This window comes from Propionivibrio limicola (assembly GCF_009469695.1).
GTDB classification, from domain to species: domain Bacteria; phylum Pseudomonadota; class Gammaproteobacteria; order Burkholderiales; family Rhodocyclaceae; genus Propionivibrio; species Propionivibrio limicola.
On record NZ_SSSR01000030.1, the window covers coordinates 1 to 20,599 of the forward strand.

Annotated in this window: 19 protein-coding genes and 1 pseudogene; 10 read left to right on the forward strand and 10 right to left on the reverse strand. The window is 57.4% G+C overall.

The window, feature by feature from the left end; translation table 11 throughout:
• Positions 1 to 59: 59 nt before the first annotated feature.
• A complete protein-coding gene (locus GH659_RS14270) occupies positions 60 to 560 on the reverse strand; it encodes a hypothetical protein (RefSeq protein WP_153112114.1) in 501 nt (166 codons plus the stop codon).
• Between the two features lie 245 nt (positions 561 to 805).
• Between GH659_RS14270 and GH659_RS14275 the strand changes: the two genes are divergently transcribed.
• Positions 806 to 1,141 (forward strand): helix-turn-helix domain-containing protein, encoded by a 336-nt coding sequence (locus GH659_RS14275; RefSeq protein ID WP_153112115.1) that lies wholly within the window; start codon positions 806 to 808, stop codon positions 1,139 to 1,141.
• 201 nt (positions 1,142 to 1,342) lie between these two features.
• Positions 1,343 to 1,633, forward strand: coding sequence for an ImmA/IrrE family metallo-endopeptidase (locus tag GH659_RS15170; protein WP_425499997.1), 291 nt, complete (start codon positions 1,343 to 1,345; stop codon positions 1,631 to 1,633).
• 599 nt (positions 1,634 to 2,232) lie between these two features.
• Here GH659_RS15170 and GH659_RS14290 read toward each other — a convergent pair.
• From GH659_RS14290 to GH659_RS14305, 5 genes and pseudogenes are all read right to left on the reverse strand, one after another.
• Positions 2,233 to 2,964 (reverse strand): hypothetical protein, encoded by a 732-nt coding sequence (locus GH659_RS14290; protein ID WP_246167890.1) that lies wholly within the window; start codon positions 2,962 to 2,964, stop codon positions 2,233 to 2,235.
• Positions 2,965 to 3,049: 85 nt separating this feature from the next.
• Positions 3,050 to 3,241 (reverse strand): annotated as a pseudogene (locus tag GH659_RS15175) (BrxA family protein); the annotation flags it as partial.
• The gene (locus GH659_RS14935) at positions 3,186 to 3,569 is read right to left on the reverse strand and encodes a BrxA family protein (RefSeq protein WP_211364267.1); all 384 of its coding nucleotides are present in this window, start codon (positions 3,567 to 3,569) and stop codon (positions 3,186 to 3,188) included. The gene GH659_RS14935 and the pseudogene GH659_RS15175, both read right to left, overlap by 56 nt.
• Positions 3,570 to 3,571: 2 nt before the next feature.
• The gene (locus GH659_RS14300) at positions 3,572 to 4,072 is read right to left on the reverse strand and encodes a BrxE family protein (RefSeq protein ID WP_153112116.1); all 501 of its coding nucleotides are present in this window, start codon (positions 4,070 to 4,072) and stop codon (positions 3,572 to 3,574) included.
• A gap of 62 nt (positions 4,073 to 4,134) precedes the next feature.
• The gene (locus GH659_RS14305; RefSeq protein ID WP_153112117.1) at positions 4,135 to 5,049 is read right to left on the reverse strand and encodes a helix-turn-helix transcriptional regulator; all 915 of its coding nucleotides are present in this window, start codon (positions 5,047 to 5,049) and stop codon (positions 4,135 to 4,137) included.
• Between the two features lie 203 nt (positions 5,050 to 5,252).
• Here GH659_RS14305 and GH659_RS14310 point away from each other — a divergent pair, with 203 nt between their 5' ends.
• Genes GH659_RS14310 through GH659_RS14330 form a run of 5 tightly spaced genes read left to right on the forward strand, consistent with a single transcriptional unit; the run spans position 5,253 to position 14,191 of the window.
• A complete protein-coding gene (locus tag GH659_RS14310; RefSeq protein WP_153112118.1) occupies positions 5,253 to 6,737 on the forward strand; it encodes a hypothetical protein in 1,485 nt (494 codons plus the stop codon).
• The gene (locus GH659_RS14315) at positions 6,718 to 7,425 is read left to right on the forward strand and encodes a hypothetical protein (protein WP_153112119.1); all 708 of its coding nucleotides are present in this window, start codon (positions 6,718 to 6,720) and stop codon (positions 7,423 to 7,425) included. The genes GH659_RS14310 and GH659_RS14315 overlap by 20 nt, the downstream gene beginning before the upstream one ends.
• 9 nt (positions 7,426 to 7,434) lie before the next feature.
• Positions 7,435 to 11,772, forward strand: a complete 4,338-nt coding sequence (locus GH659_RS14320) for a coiled-coil domain-containing protein (RefSeq protein WP_153112120.1) — start codon at positions 7,435 to 7,437, stop codon at positions 11,770 to 11,772.
• Positions 11,769 to 12,797: a DUF2220 family protein gene (locus GH659_RS14325; RefSeq protein WP_153112121.1), complete on the forward strand. Its 1,029-nt coding sequence runs from the start codon at positions 11,769 to 11,771 to the stop codon at positions 12,795 to 12,797. The genes GH659_RS14320 and GH659_RS14325 overlap by 4 nt, the downstream gene beginning before the upstream one ends.
• On the forward strand, positions 12,797 to 14,191 hold the full coding sequence (locus GH659_RS14330) for an AbiJ-related protein (protein ID WP_153112122.1): 1,395 nt from the start codon (positions 12,797 to 12,799) through the stop codon (positions 14,189 to 14,191). Before GH659_RS14325 ends, GH659_RS14330 begins: the two co-directional genes overlap by 1 nt.
• 358 nt (positions 14,192 to 14,549) lie before the next feature.
• Here the strand turns inward: GH659_RS14330 and GH659_RS14335 are convergent, their stop codons facing one another.
• The 4 genes from GH659_RS14335 to GH659_RS14350 all read right to left on the reverse strand — a co-directional run bounded on the left by GH659_RS14335 (position 14,550) and on the right by GH659_RS14350 (position 18,514).
• Positions 14,550 to 15,428 carry a plasmid partitioning protein RepB C-terminal domain-containing protein gene (locus GH659_RS14335; protein ID WP_153112123.1) on the reverse strand — a complete coding sequence of 293 codons (879 nt, stop codon included), beginning with the start codon at positions 15,426 to 15,428 and terminating at the stop codon, positions 14,550 to 14,552.
• A complete protein-coding gene (locus GH659_RS14340) occupies positions 15,425 to 16,336 on the reverse strand; it encodes a ParB/RepB/Spo0J family partition protein (RefSeq protein WP_153112124.1) in 912 nt (303 codons plus the stop codon). Before GH659_RS14340 ends, GH659_RS14335 begins: the two co-directional genes overlap by 4 nt.
• A complete protein-coding gene (locus GH659_RS14345; RefSeq protein ID WP_343030111.1) occupies positions 16,333 to 17,943 on the reverse strand; it encodes a recombinase family protein in 1,611 nt (536 codons plus the stop codon). The genes GH659_RS14340 and GH659_RS14345 overlap by 4 nt, the downstream gene beginning before the upstream one ends.
• Before the next feature lie 130 nt (positions 17,944 to 18,073).
• Positions 18,074 to 18,514: a hypothetical protein gene (locus GH659_RS14350; protein WP_153112126.1), complete on the reverse strand. Its 441-nt coding sequence runs from the start codon at positions 18,512 to 18,514 to the stop codon at positions 18,074 to 18,076.
• A gap of 205 nt (positions 18,515 to 18,719) precedes the next feature.
• On the opposite strand from GH659_RS14350, the gene GH659_RS14355 reads away from it, so the two are divergent.
• Genes GH659_RS14355 through GH659_RS14365 form a run of 3 tightly spaced genes read left to right on the forward strand, consistent with a single transcriptional unit; the run spans position 18,720 to position 20,523 of the window.
• The gene (locus tag GH659_RS14355) at positions 18,720 to 19,328 is read left to right on the forward strand and encodes a type IV toxin-antitoxin system AbiEi family antitoxin domain-containing protein (protein ID WP_211364269.1); all 609 of its coding nucleotides are present in this window, start codon (positions 18,720 to 18,722) and stop codon (positions 19,326 to 19,328) included.
• Positions 19,325 to 20,233, forward strand: a complete 909-nt coding sequence (locus GH659_RS14360; protein WP_153112127.1) for a nucleotidyl transferase AbiEii/AbiGii toxin family protein — start codon at positions 19,325 to 19,327, stop codon at positions 20,231 to 20,233. The genes GH659_RS14355 and GH659_RS14360 overlap by 4 nt, the downstream gene beginning before the upstream one ends.
• Positions 20,230 to 20,523, forward strand: coding sequence for a peptide arginase family protein (locus GH659_RS14365; RefSeq protein WP_211364270.1), 294 nt, complete (start codon positions 20,230 to 20,232; stop codon positions 20,521 to 20,523). The genes GH659_RS14360 and GH659_RS14365 overlap by 4 nt, the downstream gene beginning before the upstream one ends.
• Positions 20,524 to 20,599 lie beyond the last annotated feature (76 nt).

Sequence of the window (20,599 nt, forward strand, 5' to 3'; positions counted from 1 at the left end):
CGTTCGTGATCACCGGCGCCTCAAAAACCGCCGATCTTCTCAGTTCGGTGTATCAACTTTCAATCGCTGGCCTGTGTCAATTTACAACCGCTGGTGACAGCTTGGCGCAGCCCGGTCATCGCTACTTCTATGTCGATCGGCGTGCGCTTGACGCCCAGGTCGTATTGTTGGGCCTGTGTGCCGTGATGCGCCCAGAAATCGAAATCGCTAGCGCGCTCGAACAGCGTCGGGTGATGGGTGTAGAGCCAGAAAGAGCGCTGAAGGTCGCTTTGGCACAGCGCCAGTCCGGTCACTGCTGCCGGGTCGGCCATTGCGGCCTCGAACAACGCCTGCCGGCCCGCCTCGTCACCCAGCGAAACGCTGGCCATCAAGTTGGCCACCATCCGGTCGCGCGCATCCGTGTCGGCCCACGCGGTGACCGCTTCTACCAAGGTCTGGTTGGCATCAGCTGCGTCGCCCGAATCGATTTCGGGCATTGACAAGCCATGGCCCGTCAGGAAGTCACGTAGCGTGGCGTCCACCGGCAGCTCGAGCATCACGTCGACAAAGGTCTTCTTCATCTTGTTCGTCCTTTCTGGATCGGCGTCGGAGGTCTGCTACCGAGGTTCGGAATGCACTGGCCAGCGACATGGTTACTGAACATGCGTATCTCACAAGTAAAGCTACGAGATACAAGCGCGATTCTGAACCTCGGATTTCCGCTTGTCAATCAAAGGAGCACATCTAGACCTTTTGTGTATCACGTGGCTATACTATCGGCCTTGCTTTTATCCACTGATTGGTTTTTCACTACGGGAGCATCGCCATGGCTTCGGAGTTCGGAGCTCGCCTGCGGCGTTTGCGCGAGGCGAAGAAATTGACCCTGCAGCAGGTCGCCGATGCGGTCGGTTGTACCAAGGCATACATCTGGGAACTGGAAATGAAGGATGGGCAGCGCCCCACAGCGGAGCGGATTCAGAAGATCGCTCAGGTGCTCGGCGTGACGATGGAGGATGTAATGGGCACGCCCATGCAGCAGGCTCCCGAAGCCAGCCCCGAGGACGTCGCCTTCTTTCGCGAGTACGCCGGGATGACAGAGGAAGAGAAGAGGCACTACCAGGACGTTCTCAAGATGATGTTTTCACGCAAAAGCGGGGACTGAGGATTGAGCGCAGCGCAGACCCTGACGGGTTCCATTGCTTCCAGTCATGTCATCAAGTGGTTGCGGGCCTGGTACAGCGAGGGCATGCCTGACGCCATCGACTTGGATATCGTCCGGCAGATGCTGCCGGACACGCCCTATGGGGCGGGTGTTCGGGAGATTAGGCCACCGATGGAAATTCATGGCGACACGTTCGAGGGAATGCTGGCGCGCGATCCAGATGACCACGCGGTTTGGGGTATCGCCTACAACGGCAAGGCTCGACCTGAGCGGCAACGCTTCACCATTGCCCACGAGTTGGGTCACTTCATCTTGCATCGCAATCAGCAGCCAAGTTTCAATTGCGACAGCCAGAGCGTTCACACCGGCATCGATGGCCTTCGCCAGATTGAGCGCGAAGCAGACGAGTTTGCTGGCAACTTGCTTATGCCTGGTGATCTGCTGCGTGATTGGATAGCCTTGCGCTCTTCCTTCGAGTTGAAGTACTGGTAGATCCAGCCGATGGTTTCGTCCTCGCTCCACAGCGGGGCGATGTCGGCATTGTTAATCAGGTTCAACACTTGCAGCAGCGCCGCCTCGCGCGGGAACAGGCGGCCCTGCGGTGAGTAGCGGTCGAAGAGGACCGGCAGGTCTTGCGCGAGTTCATCGAACACGCTGAACAAGTACACGCGGTAGGCGTCGCCGGTTTCGCCCAGACCTGTGCCAGCCAGCCGCGCATAGAGTTGAAAGCCCTTGGCCTGGAAACCGTTACCGACCGATTCGACCAACAGACCACGCGCCTCGGCCATGCGCAGTGCCGCGAGGCGGTTGAGCACGGTGAAGGCCTGCTCACGCACGATGCGATCCAGCCCCTGTATAGCGTTCATGTCGCCACTGGCGGTGTAGTGGGCCAGGGTGTCGCGCAGGATGCGGGCCGTTTCACGCTGGGCGTCGTTGATATGGCGCAGGCTGGCCAGCTCCGCCACAGTGCCCGAGTTCGGGTCCATGCCGTAGTCGTTCTGCAGCTGGCGAGTGAATTCCTCTTCCAGCACCCGGCGCGCGTCGTTGACGAAGCGCTGTAGGCGGTTTCTTGTTGTTTGGTCGAAGGCCATTTACTGCTCGCCTCCATTACCGACGGAGAAAGTCACCTCGATCTCTGAGTAAAGACCGACCTGTGCCTTGATCTCGTGGAGTTGCTGGATGACTGCGTCGATATCGGCAGCCGTGGTGATCTTGGCTGGCACGGCAACCTTTCGGGTGAGCTTGGACGGTCCTTTCTCCCCGGACTTGGCCCGTTCTTCCTCCATGCGCTGGCGCAGTCGTTCCTGTCCTTGACGTTGGATCGAGCGCTTCAGCTCCTCCAGGGTGCTGTTGATATCGTAGTCGCGTGCCAGGAGCTTCTTGAGTCCCACCAGATTCTGCGTCGCAGCCAAAGCAAGCCCATCCAGCCGATTGACGGCGTTGCCGCGTTCTTCCTGGGTGAGCTCTTCCCACTCGGGGATACGCTGCAATTCCTCGACGCCTTCTTTCAGGCGCAGCTTCTGCTGATCAGACAGGGTGATGACCGCGTCGCGCACCCGACCCTTCAGATGGGTGAGTTGCGAGTTGAAGTCGGCCGTGTGCTTGTAGAAGTCCTCCTTGCCCAAGCGCTCCGACAAGGTCGCCAGATCCTCGGCTACCTCGCGGCGCAGCTCACCCGGCACTCCGGTGTCCGGCAAGGCCTCGATGTCGCGACGATGTGCCTGCAAGTCTCGTAGGGTGTTGTCGAGCCCGTTGTCGAGCACGCGCTTCACTTCCTGCGCCCACTTGAGATTGTCGTAAATGGCCGAAGTTTCGGCGCCCACCGACGCCAGAAAAATGTAGTTCGTAGGCCAAGTAAGCGGCGACCGATGGTGAAATGCGGAATGGCAGGATGCGGCGGCTCGAACGCAACCCACGTTCAAGCATTCCGTAGTCGGCACAACATCCGGTCAGGTAGGCGGACACTCGTCGTACCGTAGTTTCCGACCATCGTTTGACCGTCTTGCCGTCATCGATGCCACGCTCAACAAAGGTGCGAGCGTCGTCATTGGTGATCTGGGTATATCCACCGGCATACCGAGACCAATAAACGTGACGCACGAAGTCGCCAAGGATCGGATTGGCTCTGCTCGTAAACAACGAGCATGAGCTGCGTCAAGTCGGCCGTGGAAATTGCTGCGGAAAGACGCTTGAGGTGTGCGGCCGGCGCGCCGCCCGACACCAGGTAACGTGGAGCGAAGCATTCAACAACGATATTGCGGAGCCGGCGTGCCGTCACGGTCGGGAATCGCCCCGATTCCAAAGCCACCTGGTACAACTGGTTTGCCGACATGCCTGACGACCACAACTCGAGCAGCGTCTTGGTCTCATTGACGAGACCAAGACCTGCCTGCAACTGAGTCGTGTAGGGTGTTGTGTTGTCGCCCACGATCACCCCACCAGATATGGATAGGTTTTGGCGTTCTGAGTAAATGCCGAAAGATAGGCCGCTGCGATGACCTTTAGGGTGTCTGTGGCGTCGATATCCTTGATGCTTCCGACCGCCATTGGTCCCACGTTGGACGTGCCGCCCGTTGCTGCCAATCGCTTCAACCCATCCAGCGCAGCCTCCTTGCTTGTTGGCATGTGGCTGATGAGTTCTTCTCCCACACTGTTTTGCATAGCAGCGTGCAGGTCTTGCTCGATTTCCTCGGGCAAGCGGAAAAGGTGATAGCTGCCGACACTCAGATGCTCATCGTGCAAACGTCTCGCGGCCTCCAGAACACCGTGGTACTGAGCGAGACGAGACGTTTTTGAGAAGACCGGCTCCAGGAAAAGCCGGCTTGATGTCTCATGAAACGCTGTTGGCCACCAATCGTATTGAGCGCGCTCGCCGAGGAAACCAATGAGTAGCCTCATTTGCAGCAGTGTCGGCAGGTAGGATTCTTTCATCTCAATTCTCGTAATTTGTTCATTCTTTCGGCGTGGCCGACCGGGGCAGCGGTATCTGTTGTTCAGTCACATTCAGTTCCTTTGCCAGTGGTTTCAGGCGCCGCATATCCTGGGGCCAGTACAGCATTTCGCACCCCGTAGATGGCAAGATGGTCTTTCAACCAAAGCCGATACTCAGGTCCGCGCAGACTGTGATCGGGGGAGCAATCCACGCTCCACTTGCGCAAAATGTACCCGGCCGTGGCAGCACGGAGCTTCATGTGTAGTACCCCATCGCGCATGCCGTAGTCCATTTCGGTGATTTCGGGTCGAGGCTGATCGGGGTGCGGAACCAGGTCTAACTCGACGATCCGGGTCCACTGGATGTCTTGATCGCTTCTTTCGTGGGGCGATACCAGTTGCCCCTTGAGCACAACAGGGTTCTTGATGCGGGTGATGACGAAATCCCTAAACTCCTGCGACTTCCGGTCGAAAGCGCGGACGTGCCAGCGCAGACCGTTGTCGATCAGCGCGAATGGGACAACTTCCCGCTCTGACTTGCCGCTTGAGATCGAGTGATAGTCAACAGCAAGCGCACATTCTTGGTGGATCGCCCGCGTTACGCTTGCCAGCACATCGAGATCAGGGTGTGTGATGCGCGATGGACTTTCGCTGACTACCCATGCCTTTAGCCGCATCGGCTCACCATCGCCAAAGCCCTGGGTTAGCCAAGACAGCACCCGCTCCGGAGGAAAATTAAACACAGGCCGGAAATCTGGCCCCAAGACGTAGGACTTGCCCTTGGCGTCGTAGTCAATATTGCCGGGGGCCATTTCTTTATAAAGCGCCAAATCGCGGGTTGCCGCTGCGGACTGGATGCCAAATCGCGTTACCAAGTCCTGCCGACGTATCTCCCCAACAAAGCGCACACGCAGCTCTATGAACGCGAGGCGGTCGCGTTGCGGCTGGGTCAGGTCTGCTAGCTGTTCGTTCGCCATCCTGGCTGATCCGTCCGTTGGTAAAGGAAGCGCATGAAGATTGTTGCGCGAAGTATATTAGACGCTCTAGAATGTGTCCATATGATGTTTTGGCAACGTTTGTTAGAATCATTATGATTACCATTTTGGCGGTGGAAGGCAGATGACTGTGGTCCATTTTGTCCTGCAAGTTGATCGCGCCGTTTCAACGGCCCAAATCTGGCATGGGCGCGCCTGAAGCAGAGATCGATCATTCCAACTCATCTGGTCAATTGGCCGATGGGTTGATCGACCTCACCCCGCAACAGCGGAATCTGTTGCTGATGCGCCCCCTGTTTCAGCTCGAGCTAACGAAAAACAAATTCTCGAACGGCAACAGTGGGTCACTGCTTGACGGTCTCGATACCCATTACCTCAGCCTCGCCGCGCTGGCTTACATGATGGAAGGCACCGCTGTCGCGGTCGGATACACACTGGTTGAAGTCCAGCAGTATCTTGCTCAGGTGGTTGCGCAGATGAAGGCAGCCCTAACACTTGCGCAGCGAAACCGTGTCGCTGAAATCGTTCTTGATTCGCTCGACAACGCGTCAAACAATTACCAAGAGCATGCCTACGACTATTTTCACGCGCCCACAGGAGAAACCCGGACTATGCGATTCCGGCTCACCACCTATGAGCCGGATCTCGAAGATACCTATCGGTATCGTCCTACCGCTGAGGGGTATTTGGTCTTGATGGGGATGCTCGATCTGGAGGTCGAGGATCACCAAATTCTTGTCGAGCGCATGCTCCAGCTGTTGATTGAGCGCGGCCGGTTTGACCAGGCTTATGAATTCGCACGCCGTGCTCGCATGCTCTCCATCGAGCACCGTCAGCAGTTGCGTGATTTCATCAATCAGGCCTGGCGTGCGCCGGGTTCAGTCGTTTGGACACGCGATATTGGCCCCCGTATTACCGAGGCACGCACCCACATTCATGCACGACAAGAAGAAGATCGCCGCATGGAGGAATCTGTGCGCGAGCAACTCGTTCAGGTTGATGACGTTCGAACTCGCGAACAACTTGTTCGACTCCACGACGTTCTGAGGAGCGCAAGTACGGTGCGGGCGCAGCTCCAACTGGAAGTTACGGGAGCTGGCGACAAATTCATGGATGCCCAGGCGACGGCGTTTCGGGCTCGCAAGCCTTCGGGCCTCCCGGACTTCGAATCCAGGTTGCTGCCGGACGCGATACGGTGCCCTGCAAAACATCTCGGGGGAAATGCCGACGAGCTGCTGCTGAGTCTGTATCCCGCTGTTGTACCGAAGGCGCCTGATCTTTCCAACCTCTTGGCACTACTTCTGGAGCGCAGGGCCGTAGAAGATGTCTTTGACGACGATGACGAGACCGGAGAGGTCGTTCCTTTCAAGGTTTACGTTGATCCATTCCCGGAAGACGTCACCGAGCGCGTGCATCTCTGGCTGAAGAGCAAGTTCTCGTTGGGCGGAAGCTGGAAGCTCGACGAGCTGCTTATCGCCGCGGAAGATGATGGGTTCACAGAGCTTGAGCAGCAGTGTGTCGCCTACGCGCTGTACCGCAGTTTTCCAGACAGCGAAACCCTGTTCCCGATGATGCAGGCACACGCAGACGGCGTATTTATTTCCAATATTGCGCAGGGAAACAACCTGCGCTTCGATCCGAGAGGGCTGCATGGCCGGACTGCAACGTGAGGCGACGCGCCTGCTGTACAAGGCTCTTCACCTAGGCCTTTCGCCTGCGAATGATCTGGAGTACCGCGAACTGCTGGCCAAGTACCGTGCCGATGGAATCTTTACTGAAGCTGTGGAAGAAGCAGCTGGCGGTTTGGAATTGACGATTCTGGACGTAAGTGAGCGCGGTTTGATCGTCGCGCCATCAAGTCGGGAAAGTCGGTTCTCTTTACGCATCACCGATCTGCGCCAACATCTCAGCAGCGACCAAAAAGTCGCACTGGTAATGGCACATTTGACGATCAGCGCGGTCTTCTTTCCAACGACCGATAGACTGGAAGACGATGCGAAGACACCGTTGCCGGCAACGGTCGGTCGCTTCCGGGACACGCTGATCAGCTTGGTGAACCGGCTGGCCGATGCGGAGATGTCGGATGAGTCAGCGGAAGAACTCCTGCCCGGCTGGGCATTGCTGAAACGCCTTCCGTCGGTCAATCCAAAAGCTGAACGCGCCTCGACGAATTCGGTCGAGGGGTTCGTCAAGCTGGCGCTTAAGCAAATGGCCGAGTATGGGCTGGTACGACTGGAGCGGGAAAGTGAAGACGAAACTCAGACGCTCTATACCGCCACACATCGGTTGCGGGTCCACTTGCGCGAATTGACGTTGCCTCGTCTGTTTGAGCTTACCCGAGAATCAATCACGATTTGAGAAGCCCTCATGGAACGCCTTTCCCGCCTTTACGTCAGCCATTTTGGTAGCCCCACGGCCTGGTACGAAAACCTCCTGTTTGATCTCACTGATCCGGACACTCAGCAACCCACCGACGTGATTTTCAACCTGGAAAATGCTGGCGGAAAAACGTCGCTGCTGTCCTACGTCTTTAGTTGCTTCGAACCCAAGCAGGAGCGCTGGCTGCAGCACCTGCAGAAGAAAAATCACCGGTTCGCGGAGTATTTCGCTCGGGATGGTCGCCCCTCATTCATCGTGATGGAATGGGAGATGCCGGCGCGCGCAGCAGCGATGTCTGATTACAAGCTTGTCGTCGGCCAGGTAGTTGCGCTGAAGGAGAGTGCAGAGCGCGGTGCCGATGTTGAGCGGTGGTTTTTCGCCTTCGAAGCAGTCGATGGCATGGGTTTGGAAGCCATCCCCGCTCCGGGGCTATCGATGGCACCTGTTCGGAGCATGCAGGAATTCGTGCAATGGATGCACCATGCAGGCAAGCGGGCGGGGGACTTCTTCCACACCAAGATTCAGGACGATTGGATCAAGCATCTTGGCAACATCAGGCTTCTCGACATCGAGCTGCTGCGCATGCAGGTGGACTTCAACAGCAGCGAAGGGGGAATGGAAGATGGCTTCTTGACCTTCAACACGGAATCGGACTTGCTCCGCCGATTCCTCCTGTTAACGCTTGATCCAGAGAAGTCGGCAACGGTGAGAGACGCCGTCGCACAAACAGCCGACAAGCTGAAGTCCAAGCCCAAGTACGAGCGTCGTTTGGAACAGCTGACGCGACTGCAATCCGTGATGGTCCCATTTTCGGAAGCCGCCACCCTCTACGAGGCCGCCGACGTAGCGCAGAAGGATACGCAGCGGCAAGCTGCAGGCCTGGCGGCTGCATTGTTATTGCGCCATGGTGAACTTCACCAGAGTGCCCAAGAAAAGCGGGCATATGCCGAAGTTCAGGAGTGCATCGCCAAGACATCAACGGATACCGCCACCTTGCTACAGGCCGACGTCCTGGCAATGCTGGGCCTACAGTACGACCGCAGGGTCGCAACGGCAACGCATACTCGTGACGCGTCGAAGAATGCGTACGTCGATGGCAAGCATCTCCTGAAGTGTATGGAGGGAGCTAGGGCATTGGTGCATGTCGAGGCGACCGCGGCGCGCGTGAGCGAGTTGGATGCCTTGCTGGAGAGCGAACGTGAGGGCCTGAAACCAGCACGGCAGCAGGCTGAAATTCAGGGGGCTCTCCTGAGCTGTGCGCTGTCCGCCGCTGAGAAGATCGCTCTTGGACGAATGGAGAAAGCAAAAGCCACGGAAGCCAATGCTGGTGCGCTAATCGAGGCGATCAATGGGCAAAAGGCCGTTGCAGAGAAAGTCATACGCGAACTCTCGGCGGAAAAGGGCCAGCTCGATGAGTTTCAAGCGGCCAGCGAGCGTCAGCGGGACCGCCTGCTTCAGGATCATCTGCTGGAGTCGGACGACGCTGATTCCGAAACTGCAATGAGGCAGTTTGAACAACAGGTCGAGGAGCAGGAGGCGATCCTGCAATCCATTAACGAGCAGCGCGCTATTCAGGAGGAGCTGGAGCGCAGCTTACGCAAGGAAGCCGGCAACGCCGCGATAGAGGCTAGCAGGGCCAAGACTGCTCAGGAGCCTCACCGCAAGTTCCTCGCGGATGGCGAGGCTCTGCGGGATGAACTGAAGCAACTGGCCGTGCTCCGTACGGCAGCCGATGCCGATGAGGCCGATCCGGACTCGCCGATGCTGTCGGAAGCGCTCGACCGTTTGCTGGCCGACGCGCATCGAGAGATAGCAGATCGGAATATCCGCCTAGCGCAACTCAAGGCGGACCGCGGTTCGATTGTAGAAACCGGTCTGGCTGGCCGGCGAGCAGACATCGACGCAGTTGTACGGCAGCTTCAAGGGGCGGGTATTCGATCTGCCCGGGCCGCCAACACTTACGTGGCCGAGCTGCGTCCCGACGTTGAGGACGCACGAGCACTTGTCTTGTCGGACCCAGCACGATTCCTTGGCGTCAACGTGGCACAGGGAGAATGGGCCAAGGCGCAACAGCTCATGCCAACTCTGAAGCTCAAGTTGTCGGCCCCGGTTACGGTCGCGGTGGCGTCTGTAGACGTGGCTGCGAACTCTGCTGATCGCCTTGTGCTCGCACCCCAGGATGATTCGGCTTACAACAAGGAATCGGCCCAGCAGGCTTTGACAGCGCTGGACGCACGTATTGCGGATGTCGAGGAACAGTTGGTTGCTTACGAAGAACGGCGAGATCTTGGCTTTGCTGCAAGTGAAAAACATCGTCGGTACCAGATAGAGTTTGGCGCAGCCCGCTTGCGGCAGGCAGAAGCGGAGATTGGTCGCCTGGAGAACGAAGAACTGGCCGCTGTAAACCGGCAGCAGGAATTCACCGCCCAAGCGGATCAGGCACAGAACCTTGGGAAGGAGCTCGCCACTAAGGTTACGCCGTTGCCCGCAAAGATTGAAAAACTAAAGGGCGCTATCCAACGCATTCAAGACTATCAGCGCGACTGGGAGTTCCCCTTGGCGGCCAAGCTTGCTCGCTTGGGGGAAGTGCAGGGGCTGCTCGAGGCAAAACAAGCTCAAATCGATGAGTTTGAGGAACAGCGCAGTGAGGCCGATGAACACCGCCGCCACGCAATGGAGGATAGGTTGCGGCACGAGCGGGAAGCGCATGACTTGGCTTCTGAGCGCGCTCAAATTACTCATCGAGATGCTGCCTATCCCGCAGAGGAACAGCTCCGGACGAATCCTCGCGGTATTGAAACCTTGCGTGGAACCTATGCTGACGCCGTGTCGCCCCTACAAACGCAAGAGCGAGATCGTCTTGGAGTTCTTGCGGAGAAGTTGGAAAACGCGCGTCAGGAGAGTAAGAAAGCAGCTGCCGCCTATAGCGTCGACTTCTCTGATCTGGATAAGACGGAACTAGAGCCGCATCGTACCCTCGATTTTGAAAGTGCGCTTCGCGACCAGAAAATCGACGTTCAGAGATTGGATGAGATGAGCCAAGCGGCCGGGCGGGCCCTAGCGGGGATAGAGGCGGAACGCACTGCCTTTTGGAAGGGGCAGAAGCAGAAGCCGTTGCCAACGCCGGAAATGCAAGAGCAGTCGGACGAGGAGTTGGCATCCACCATTGAGGAAGTGCGGACAGAGATTCTGCGTCTTGACAGTGTTGGTGTTCGAGCAGTGCAAGAAGCTGCGGGAGCTCGTAGCGAAGCGGCCCAGGCTGAGAGCGATGCCAAACAGGTCGGAACGCTTCATGGAACCCTGATGGCAGCCGTGCCGTGTGACATCCCCGATCCTGTACCTGTCGTTATCCCAGAGGACGTGGCTGCTTTTGCCAACGGACTGGTCTCGAGATTCAGAGAACAAGATAGTCAGCTCGATACCCTCCGCGGCAAAGCACGCGAAGCTTTCCGAGTTCTCACGAAAGCTGCAACATCCAAGGAGCTGATCGACGCCGAGCCCGAACTGGCGCGTGATATTGCGGATAGTGAGTTTGACCCGGCCTGCTCGGACCGAGCCAGGATTAGCGACCTGATTGAAGATCGGATCTGCGCGACCCGAGATACCTTGGAAGGGATGAAGCCAGATTTTGAAAACTGCGTTGGCGAACTCTACAACTTGACCTACGAGGGCATCGCTCTGCTGAATCGTGCTTGCGCACAGACCATGCCGATTACGACTCCGTATGTAGGCGGTAAACAGATTCTCAAGATGAGGGCATCGTTTACAGGTGTCTCTGTAGATGCCAGGAAAGATGCGATCCGTCAGTATTTAAACACCGTGATTGACAGCAACGTGATTCCGGCCAAAGGGGCAGATCTTGTTTCGCATTGTCTCGTTGCAGTCAGCGGTCGCCAAGAGCTCGGCTTGCAGGTGCTGAAGATGGAGCAGAACGAAGCCCACCAGTACCACCTCGCCAGCGATCTCAAGAGTTCGGGAGGTCAAGGTACTGTAATCGCCATGTTCCTCTACCTGCTGATCAGCCAGTTGCGTGCCAATACCCGGGCACGTGCTAAGCGCGGTGGCGGCGGCCCCCTCATCCTCGATAACCCTTTTGCGAAAGTTCAGACCCGGGCACTTATCGACGCTCAGAGGCTTCTGGCCAGAGAGATTGGGGTGCAACTGGTATTTTTTACGGCTAACGCTGATTACAACGTTCTGGCCGGATTCCGTCGTGTGATCCGGTTGAGGAAATCCGGTGCAAACAGCAAGACGGGGCGATCACATATCGAGATGGTGTCAGCCGCCTTTGATGACCTGGCAGAACGCGATATGGTGACGGCATGACCGACTGCTTTTTTCTGACACTCGGCAACAGTCGGCGGAAGCGCGTCCTCCTAGCGGATCTGCGCCGCAAATGGTTGGATGCACACCCAGAGCAGATTCAGCATCCCGAACGGGATGCATTGCTATTGGCCGCCTTGAGAGCATTGGAGGCGCGGGGTCGGATAGCATTGCCTGCCCAAGGCAGCTTCGAGCAGCTTGGCAATCCACCGATGCCGAAGTTTGTCACTGTTGTCACCCAGGCTGAAGCCCCGCATGTGGGTGATTGGTCAGGTATTTCCTGGCTTCCGGAGCTTGGTTTTTGGACGGACTTGACCACAAGCGAGCTCCTTACTGCCCGGGCCATTAACGATTGGTTGCTCCGTCGGCGGGGGAGATTCCTGACAGTCCCTCTACGAGAACGATCATTGGAGATCTTCGGTGACGAGAAGTATCTTGATCTCCGAGTCCGTGAGAATGCGCTCTTTTCTGGGCGCCTGCCTATCGCCTCAATTGGCGCTTTTCTGGTTCCGCACCCGCTGCCATACCGGATGGCTGACGCGCCTGACCAGCCGGTGCTTGTTGTGGAGAACCACCATACATACTGGAGCCTGGCTGAATGGAATATGCGGGTCCGGCGCTATGCTGGCGTTGTCTATGGCGCGGGCAAGGCATTCTGTTCCAGCGGTCTGGCTCTTCATGAAGTAATCCGGGAATGCCGTGGCAACGGTACCCTATACTTTGGCGACGTTGATCCCGCAGGTATCTTGATCCCGCTCCGGTTCAACGAAACTCATGGGGCCGTTGTCCGCCCAGCGATTGATCTGTATCGGTTCGCGCTTGATCATGGGATCCGGCGTAGCCCAGTGATCAGAGCGAGCGGTGATCAAGAAGGTGCCCAACGGTGGCTACCAGAACTGACTGATGAAATTTGCGCGCTCTGGGCGTCGGATCGCTGGATTCCTCAGGAGAGTCTTGGAACCGAGCAACTCTTCAGCAACTGGGAGATCGATCCCGAGGCGAGCGTGCCGCGTATGGAGATAATCTGATGGCCATCGCTGCCAGTCCGGAATTGGATGCGGGGCAACCACGAGACAACGCTCTCCCCAAAGGCAAGCGAGTGGATCTGATTGAATGTGTCGCCGAGTCATTGCACGCAGTCAAGGCATACGATCTACCGGCTGTGTGCGAGCGTCTTGGGCTTTCGGAAGGCAACGGGAGTGAGGCACACGCGAGTAAGCGCGCCTATGTGCGAAGCCGATTACAAGGACTGAACAACCATCGATTGCTTCAGATTGCTCGCGAGGTCGAACAGGATTACTCGAATTTTTCGTTGAGCGAGTTCCTTCGCTTGCTTGATGAGGCCGACCGTGGTTCGGAGGTCACGGAGCTGACGCGCCGATCCATCTTGAAAACGATCAATGGGATCGATCTATTCGGGGATTTACCACTGGTTGAGCAGTTATCCCGTTTGTGGCCGTTGCGCGAGATGCCGGGCTTGGCTTTCGACGAACCGAACCTGGAGGAATCTATCTATCAGCATTGTGTGAGGAACGACGACTGGAGTAATGCCGAACTATTGGAAGTGGTCGGCGTGTTGACCTGCTCTCGCCGACAATTCTTTCAACTGATCGAAGCTGTCGTATCTCCAAATGCCCGCCGAGGAGAAGAGCAAACCAGCCTTGTTGACGCGCTGAATAAAATCATGAAAGCGGACGGCTACCACCTCGTGCCGTCCGGTGCAATCTCTGGACACACCACGTTTTCGGTCGCATGCGTTGCCGGTGGGGTTACCGGCTCGCCAAAAAATCTGATCTTCGCATCAATTGGCCCCAAGCCCGAGATCGTAATTCAGGATGCGATCAACAACGACATCAAAATTGTTCGCAACGAAGAGCATTGCTTGATTTACGACCGACCGATTGAAAGCGGCGGTCTGACCAAGGAACAGGTAGTGGCCTGGTGGAGAGATCATGAGGGCATCACCGACGACATCGAAGCAAGGCGATCCCTATATCAGCGCCTTACAGCATCGTTGGCGTCAGATGGGGAACGGAATATCTTCAACGTGTACTACCGGACATTCAAGGAGCTGGGCGACAAGGTTCCAGCCTTAATTCCACAAGTCTACTTGCACTATGACCCTTACACACTCGCGCAACTTGGCGGCGCTGGTCGATTACCCCGTCAGCGGATGGACTTCTTGTTGTTGTTTAGCGCTACTGGACGCGTGGTGGTGGAAGTCGATGGGTCGCAACACTTCTCGGAGGACGGAAAGCCGTCCTTGGCCCGATATGCGGACATGGTGGCGGCAGATCGTGACCTCCGGCTCGCCGGGTACGAGGTCTATCGGTTTGGATCGAACGAGTTAACGGGACATGGAGCCAATGAGCGGATTGAGATGTTTTTTCGGAGGCTGCTGAAGAAGTACGGGATTTTCTAACCGGAGGGCGCTGTGATGACCGCCTATTTTCCGAAGAACGACTACTAATCAATGGAAGTGCTTCTTGTTTGGCTGCCTACATGAACAACGATCAAGTCGTTTTCGCGGCATGACTGTTTCAGCAGAATACTTCAGCAGAGGATGCCGCTGTTCGCTGATCCGCGCCCACCATCACGAATGAGCAGGCCAGCGGCACGCCTGTCGGTCGCCGTTACGGATCACGGGCAGAAACAGGACATCCGTGTCGGAATGGCAACCCTGATACGTCCTGATTGTTAAAGAACCGCCTATCGCCCACATGGGCGGCACTACACCTTCCTGCCTGGAAGGCTTCAATCGCCGATTCCGCGCGCGCCGCTCATTTGTCCAGCGCGACCATGCGAACGATGCTGTCAAACTCATTCAGCACGTCGGGATGGTTCTTCGTCAGGTGGCGCAGGATGGCTTCGTTGGCCATGAGCTTCGCGAGATAGCCCTTGGCGAGCACCAGGTTGAGAATGTCTTGCCCGTAGGACTGTTCGGCCAATTTGAACTGTTCCTGAAGGTTGCCCATTTCTCGCTCCATTTTCGCCATCTGGTCAGCAGTGACCCCGGTGACTTTCTTGGGTTTTGTCTCGCCCACGAGCATGTTGCTGTTCGTGGCGGCCAATAATGCCTGCCCATAGGCGACGGTGAGGTTGTTTGCGCTCAGCATCAGTTCAACGCACTCAACCTGCCGTGTTGGTTTGAGTTTGCGTAGCACCGCGCCGAGATTCGGAGAGAAATGTTGATCCCGTAGTAATTCGGCGGCCTCCGGGCAGATCCCGTCGAGCAAATTCAACTTCTTCTGGATATGGCTGATATCCACATCCAACGCCTTGGCCAGTTTCTGGGGAGAAACACCGCGATCGACAGCACGCCGGATCATCAGATGTTCCTGAATGCTGGAGAGACGGTTGATCCGATTGTTGTAGGTGTAGCTCTCATCATCGGTGGCGACGAGACACGGGGCTTTGTCGAACCCCAGAGTTTTTAATGCCACCAGGCGCGTGTGGCCATCGAGCAGAATGTACTGCCCTGCGCGATCGGGCTTGCCCACCGACAGAGGCTCGATCACGCCAACGGTTTCGATGGATGTTTGGATTTGCTTGTATTTGCGGGACGTCAGCAACCCTTCCGGCGTCTTCCGGGAAGGCAGAATGGAAGAAATCGGCAAGAGCAACGGCTCGAGGACAAAACCCAAAGGAAGCGTCGTCATGTTCCACTCCCGCGTGCCCAGACGCGATCCGCCAGATATTGGGGCATGGTGTCCAAGCCCTCGGCCCGTAGCAGCGTCGTGAAATTCTCATCGGCCAATAATTGTCGAAGTGCGCCGACGATGAATAACAGGTTACGCTGGGCGGTTTCGGACTTCCTGATCAGCAGTTTCTGGCGCTCGACTTCCCGCTGATAGTTACGCACCAGACTTGAGGTGGTGACATCCTCCCTCGGTTTACGGGAGGTCATGCTGCCGCCCATGCTCCGGCCTTGCGCCCGACGCCGCTCGATGACACGCCGCGCCTGAATCAATTGGCTACCGCGCAGCTTTCCAGATTCGTAGGCATCCTGCAGAGCCGTCTGGACCGTCTTGTCGTCACTGCCGGCGCCGGCAATCACGATCGCCAAATGCAACGGGATGCGTCCGCTCCCGACTGCCGTCAGGAGTCGCTCTTCCCCGTTCTTGAGCAGATACAGAACGCCATGAACGTATTCCTGACTCAGACCGGTCTTCTCGGCAATGATCTTCTTGTCGTACCCCTGATCGCGCAGTTGCTCGATGCCAGCCAGGAGTTCCAGTGGGCTGAATTTACGCCGGGCGATGTTCTCCGTCAGGCTCATAATGAAGGCCGATTCGTCATCGACCTCGGTGACCATCGCTGGAATTTCGCGCTGACCGATGGTCTTGAAGGCCTTGAAGCGCCCTTCGCCGCAGATCAGCAAATAGCGCTCGCCATCGCTGCCAGGCCGTGGTGTCACGATGATCGGCTTCTTCAACCCGATGCTTTGGATGTTGCCGACAATCTGCTCAAAGACGCGACTGTTGCGCTCGCGTGGATTGAGCACGTCGATGCGCTCGAGCGGAATCATCCGTAATTCCAAGGGGCGATGTTCGTTGCCTGAAATCATGCAGCCCTCCGTATACGAATCCGCCGCGCCATCCCGTAGAGGTAGTCGAGACTGTCGAAGCGGTAACTCTCAAACTCGACGGGGTTGTGGTCGGCCAAATGGATGCCTGGCTGCCCGAAATCGAGACGCGGAAGCAGGTAGTAATCCAGTGCCGCTTGGTTACTCTCGTCCAGACGCACTGCCACGGTGATGTCGGGGGCGAGGCTGGTGTCGAAACGCACTTTCCACCGCCGGCGCGCGTTGTCGAGGCTCTGGCAGCGTGCCAGCACCAGCGAGACGGAGAATTCGTGATTCACGGTCAGCAGGTCGGTGGCCGCATCGCGAGTGACGAGGCCGCCGACCTCGGCAATTATCCGTTCCGTTTGGCCGACGATTTCCGGGTGCAAGCGGCGCAGGAACTGGTTCACCTCCAGATACTGGTAGTCACGATCGGGGGTGAAGCCGACTGCCAGGTAAGCCCGGATCAGTCCGCCAAAACGGTGTGCGTAGGCCGCCGCCGACGGCATTCCCTCCGCTTCGTCGATGATCAGGCCAGACAGATAACCATGCTGCTGGTACAGTCGGCGCAGTTTCTCGACCAACTCTTCGTCGGTGTAACGATAGGATCGTGCCCGTAGAATGCCCTGCGCCGTGTAGAACAAATCCGGGGAGACGATTCCTTCAAACGCGCCGTCTTTTCGGATCCACATCTCCGGATCGTTGGTGACCCGGTGTTTCTTGAGCTTGAACGAACGTCGGTTATAGATGTTGTTCCCTATGTACTTCTCATTCGAGAGCACTTCGCGCACGGTAGCACGCGTCCATTCGCGGCCGAGGTCGGTGAGAACGTTCTGGTTGTTGAGTCGTTCGGTAATTTCTGATTCCGCCAGGTTGTCATCGACGAACCAGCGGTAGATTCGATTGACGACGGCAACCTCGTTGTCGGGACCGGGTTGCAAGATGACGCGGTCGGTTTGCAGACTCTTGTGCTCGCCGCGCGCCAGTTCGCTCTTGATCGCCCCCGATTGATCGATCAATACACGGCGCAGTCCGTAGCCGGCCGGACCGCCTTGCCGAAAACCCAATTCGATCAGCCGGCACTGCCCGGCGAACACCTTGGCCGACAACTCCCGACTGTATTCACCGGCCATCGCCCGTTTGACGCCCTTGACGATGGTGGAGACGGGCGAGCCGTCATTCTCGAATTGCTCGGCGCAGTAGGCCACCTGGATTCCTGCGCGGCGGCAGATGTACTCGTAGTAGGCGCTCTCGTCGGCATCCTGGAATCGCCCCCAGCGGCTGACGTCATAGACCAAAATGATCTGAAAATCGGCATTGCCGGCTTCGACATCCTTGATCAGCTGTTGGAGCGCCTGCCGCCCATCGATGCGCAGGCCGCTTTTCCCCTCGTCGGCATAGGTCTTGATGATCTCGATGCCGCGCCGGGTGGCGTATTCCCGAATTTTGTCCGCTTGGTTTTCGGTTGAATACTGCTGGTGCTCAGTGGACATCCGCACGTATTGGGCGGCACGAAAGAGGGATGCCTGAGTTTGGCCATTGTTGTCTTGTTCTTGCATTGCCGTGACCACCCCTTTCCACGCAACAAGTCCTCCCTGAGCATCGGGCATCCCTTCGCGACGGTCGGTAGGTCAGTTCATACGCAGGTCAGTCGGACTGGGGCACTCGGTTGTTCAGGGAACGTACATGCGGGACGTTAACAGGCGAGGACGATGTCGAGGCACACGTCCTCATTTGCAATCACACGTCTTCACCGTCCATTTGCACCATCAGCGGGGTGATTTCGACGATCCATGTCTGGCCTCCAATAGTCCCATCGGCAAGGATTCGCGCTATTCGGTACCGGCCTGAAGGCAGCTGAGGAGACGGGTTTGACACGTCCTCATTTGCAATCAACGCCGAGCGCTGTTTTTGGTTGCGCTGTTGCTGTAGATTCCGGTTGCGCCCGACGTATTCCGGATTCTCGTCGCGGTATTGTTTCCAGTACCGAGGATTCTCCAAGGCCCAGGTTTTGCTGTTGCGGATGTCGTTGTCACGGTAATCGGAGTCGCCTTGCCGCTTTTGCTGCTGCCAACGACGGCGACGTTCGCGCTGGCATTCAGGGTGGGTGCAGTAGGTCTGGTGCGGGGTTTGTGGTCGAGGGGTGAAAGGGCGGCCACAGGATTGGCATTGCTTCGACATGATTGTGCTCCATAGCGAAAATCGAAATGGAACGTGCGTGTCCGGACTGCCGCAGCAGGGTGAATCCAGAAAAACCCCATGGGGCATCACCGATTCTTGGCATCTACTGTGTGCTTTGCCGAGGTCGATGATGGTGTCGGCGTGCTCGGCACGCCTGTTCCGATCCATCGACAGTTATTGACATCTACCGATGTTATGAAACACTATGCCTGACATGGACACTGCTGCCGATAAACTGATCCATCTGGCGCGCTCGCTGGGGCTGATTCGTCCTCGCGATCTGGAGCCAATCGGGATTCCCCGGATATCCCTGACCCGTGCCGTCCGTCGGGGGCAGCTGGAGCGCGTCGGTCGTGGTCTCTACGGGCTTCCCGGGCGCCAGGTTTCTGAGCACGGAGCGCTGGCTGAAGTGGCTCGCAGGGTGCCGAAGGGGGTCGTTTGTCTGCTCTCCGCCCTTCGGTTTCACGGCCTGACAACGCAAGCACCATTCGAAGTCTGGCTAGCCATCGAGAACAAGGCCATCACACCCAAGCTCGACTATCCGCCGCTGCGCATCGTCCGATTCTCCGGAGCGGCGCTGACCGAAGGCGTCGAGGAGCACGTTGTGGATGACGTCACCGTCCGCATCACCTGCATCGCTAAAACCGTGGCCGATTGCTTTAAGTACCGCAACAAAATTGGCCTAGATGTCGCCCTAGAGGCGCTACGCGATGCCTGGCACGAGAAACGCATGACCAGCGACGATCTCTGGCGTTATGCCAAGGTCTGTCGCGTGGCGAACGTGATGCGTCCCTATCTGGATAGTTTGTCATGAGTGGAAAGAATGTCGCAGCCTCCGTCCGTAGCCGGCTGCTCAACAAGGCGCGGGCCGAGAAGCTAGACTTCAATCTGCTGCTGACCCGCTACGCTCTGGAGCGGATGCTCTATCGCCTGAGCATCTCGAAGCAGCGCGACCAGTTCCTGCTCAAGGGGGCACTGCTGTTCGATCTCTGGTTCGACATACCCCACCGCCCCACGTATGACGCCGATTTTCTTGGATTCGGGTCGGCTGAAATTCCGCACATCGAGTCGCTATTCCGGGAAGTCTGTCAAATCGAGGCGGACGACGGCATTGTCTTCCAAGCAGAGTCCGTGAAGGCCGACGAGATTCGCAAGGAGGCCAACTACGCAGGCGTTCGGGTAACCCTGTTGGCTCTGTTGGATGGCGCCCGTTGTCCAGTCCAGTTGGACATTGGCTTTGGCGATGCAGTCGTGCCCGGGCCGGATGAGGTTCTCTATCCGGTCATTCTCGGTGACATGCCGGAACCGCATCTGCGCGTCTATCCCCGCTACACAGTTGTCGCCGAAAAATTGGAGGCGCTGACCTCACTCGGCATGCTCAACAGCCGAATGAAGGATTACTTTGACCTTTGGATACTGGCCAGACACTCCGATTTCGACGGGGCTGTACTTTCCACGGCGATCCAAGCTACTTTCGAGCGGCGAAGCACAGAGATTCCCCGTGGCGTGCCGATCGGTTTGACCGACGAATTCACCCTGGACGCCCAGAAGGAAAAGCAATGGCAGGCGTTTTTGCGCAAGAACGCATTGGACAAAACGCCTCTGGCGATCGTGGTCGACGACCTTCGCAGTTTCCTGCTGCCGGCCCTCGCGGCCATCGCGGCTGGCGGCACTCTCAACCGCCCGTGGCGCGCCGGTAGCGGATGGCTGGTGCCGTGAGTCTGACGGACCTGTTCCAGCACCAGAATGTGGGTGGCAAGGATGTCTATATCGTCGATGATCATCATCAGGCCTTGGCGCCTTGGGTACTGATCCGCCGTCAGTTGGGGCGGGCGCCGAATCTGATCACGATCGATCACCACACTGACACCTACGAGGCATTCTGGGGGCTCGCCCATCAGGAAACGATGGAGAACGGGGACGATACGTGGGCGCTTGCCAGGGATCTGGTCAAACGCATCGACTGGCAGGACGACACGAGCCTGCTGTCACCAGCGGTTGTAAATTGACACAGGCCAGCGATTGAAAGTTGATACACCGAACTGAGAAGATCGGCGGTTTTTGAGGCGCCGGTGATCACGAACG

Excerpts from the sequence above, each read along its gene's own strand:
- GH659_RS14350 (WP_153112126.1), bottom strand. The coding sequence starts at position 18,514 with ATGTCGAAGCAATGCCAATCCTGTGGCCGCCCTTTCACCCCTCGACCA.
- GH659_RS14315 (WP_153112119.1), top strand. The coding sequence starts at position 6,718 with ATGGCCGGACTGCAACGTGAGGCGACGCGCCTGCTGTACAAGGCTCTT.
- GH659_RS14275 (WP_153112115.1), top strand. The coding sequence starts at position 806 with ATGGCTTCGGAGTTCGGAGCTCGCCTGCGGCGTTTGCGCGAGGCGAAG.
- GH659_RS14310 (WP_153112118.1), top strand. The coding sequence starts at position 5,253 with ATGGGCGCGCCTGAAGCAGAGATCGATCATTCCAACTCATCTGGTCAA.
- GH659_RS14320 (WP_153112120.1), top strand. The coding sequence starts at position 7,435 with ATGGAACGCCTTTCCCGCCTTTACGTCAGCCATTTTGGTAGCCCCACG.
- GH659_RS14305 (WP_153112117.1), bottom strand. The coding sequence starts at position 5,049 with ATGGCGAACGAACAGCTAGCAGACCTGACCCAGCCGCAACGCGACCGC.
- GH659_RS14330 (WP_153112122.1), top strand. The coding sequence starts at position 12,797 with ATGGCCATCGCTGCCAGTCCGGAATTGGATGCGGGGCAACCACGAGAC.
- GH659_RS14345 (WP_343030111.1), bottom strand. The coding sequence starts at position 17,943 with ATGCCCGATGCTCAGGGAGGACTTGTTGCGTGGAAAGGGGTGGTCACG.
- GH659_RS14325 (WP_153112121.1), top strand. The coding sequence starts at position 11,769 with ATGACCGACTGCTTTTTTCTGACACTCGGCAACAGTCGGCGGAAGCGC.
- GH659_RS14335 (WP_153112123.1), bottom strand. The coding sequence starts at position 15,428 with ATGACGACGCTTCCTTTGGGTTTTGTCCTCGAGCCGTTGCTCTTGCCG.
- GH659_RS15170 (WP_425499997.1), top strand. The coding sequence starts at position 1,343 with ATGCTGGCGCGCGATCCAGATGACCACGCGGTTTGGGGTATCGCCTAC.
- GH659_RS14270 (WP_153112114.1), bottom strand. The coding sequence starts at position 560 with ATGAAGAAGACCTTTGTCGACGTGATGCTCGAGCTGCCGGTGGACGCC.
- GH659_RS14360 (WP_153112127.1), top strand. The coding sequence starts at position 19,325 with ATGAGTGGAAAGAATGTCGCAGCCTCCGTCCGTAGCCGGCTGCTCAAC.
- GH659_RS14355 (WP_211364269.1), top strand. The coding sequence starts at position 18,720 with ATGCCTGACATGGACACTGCTGCCGATAAACTGATCCATCTGGCGCGC.
- GH659_RS14300 (WP_153112116.1), bottom strand. The coding sequence starts at position 4,072 with ATGAAAGAATCCTACCTGCCGACACTGCTGCAAATGAGGCTACTCATT.
- GH659_RS14340 (WP_153112124.1), bottom strand. The coding sequence starts at position 16,336 with ATGATTTCAGGCAACGAACATCGCCCCTTGGAATTACGGATGATTCCG.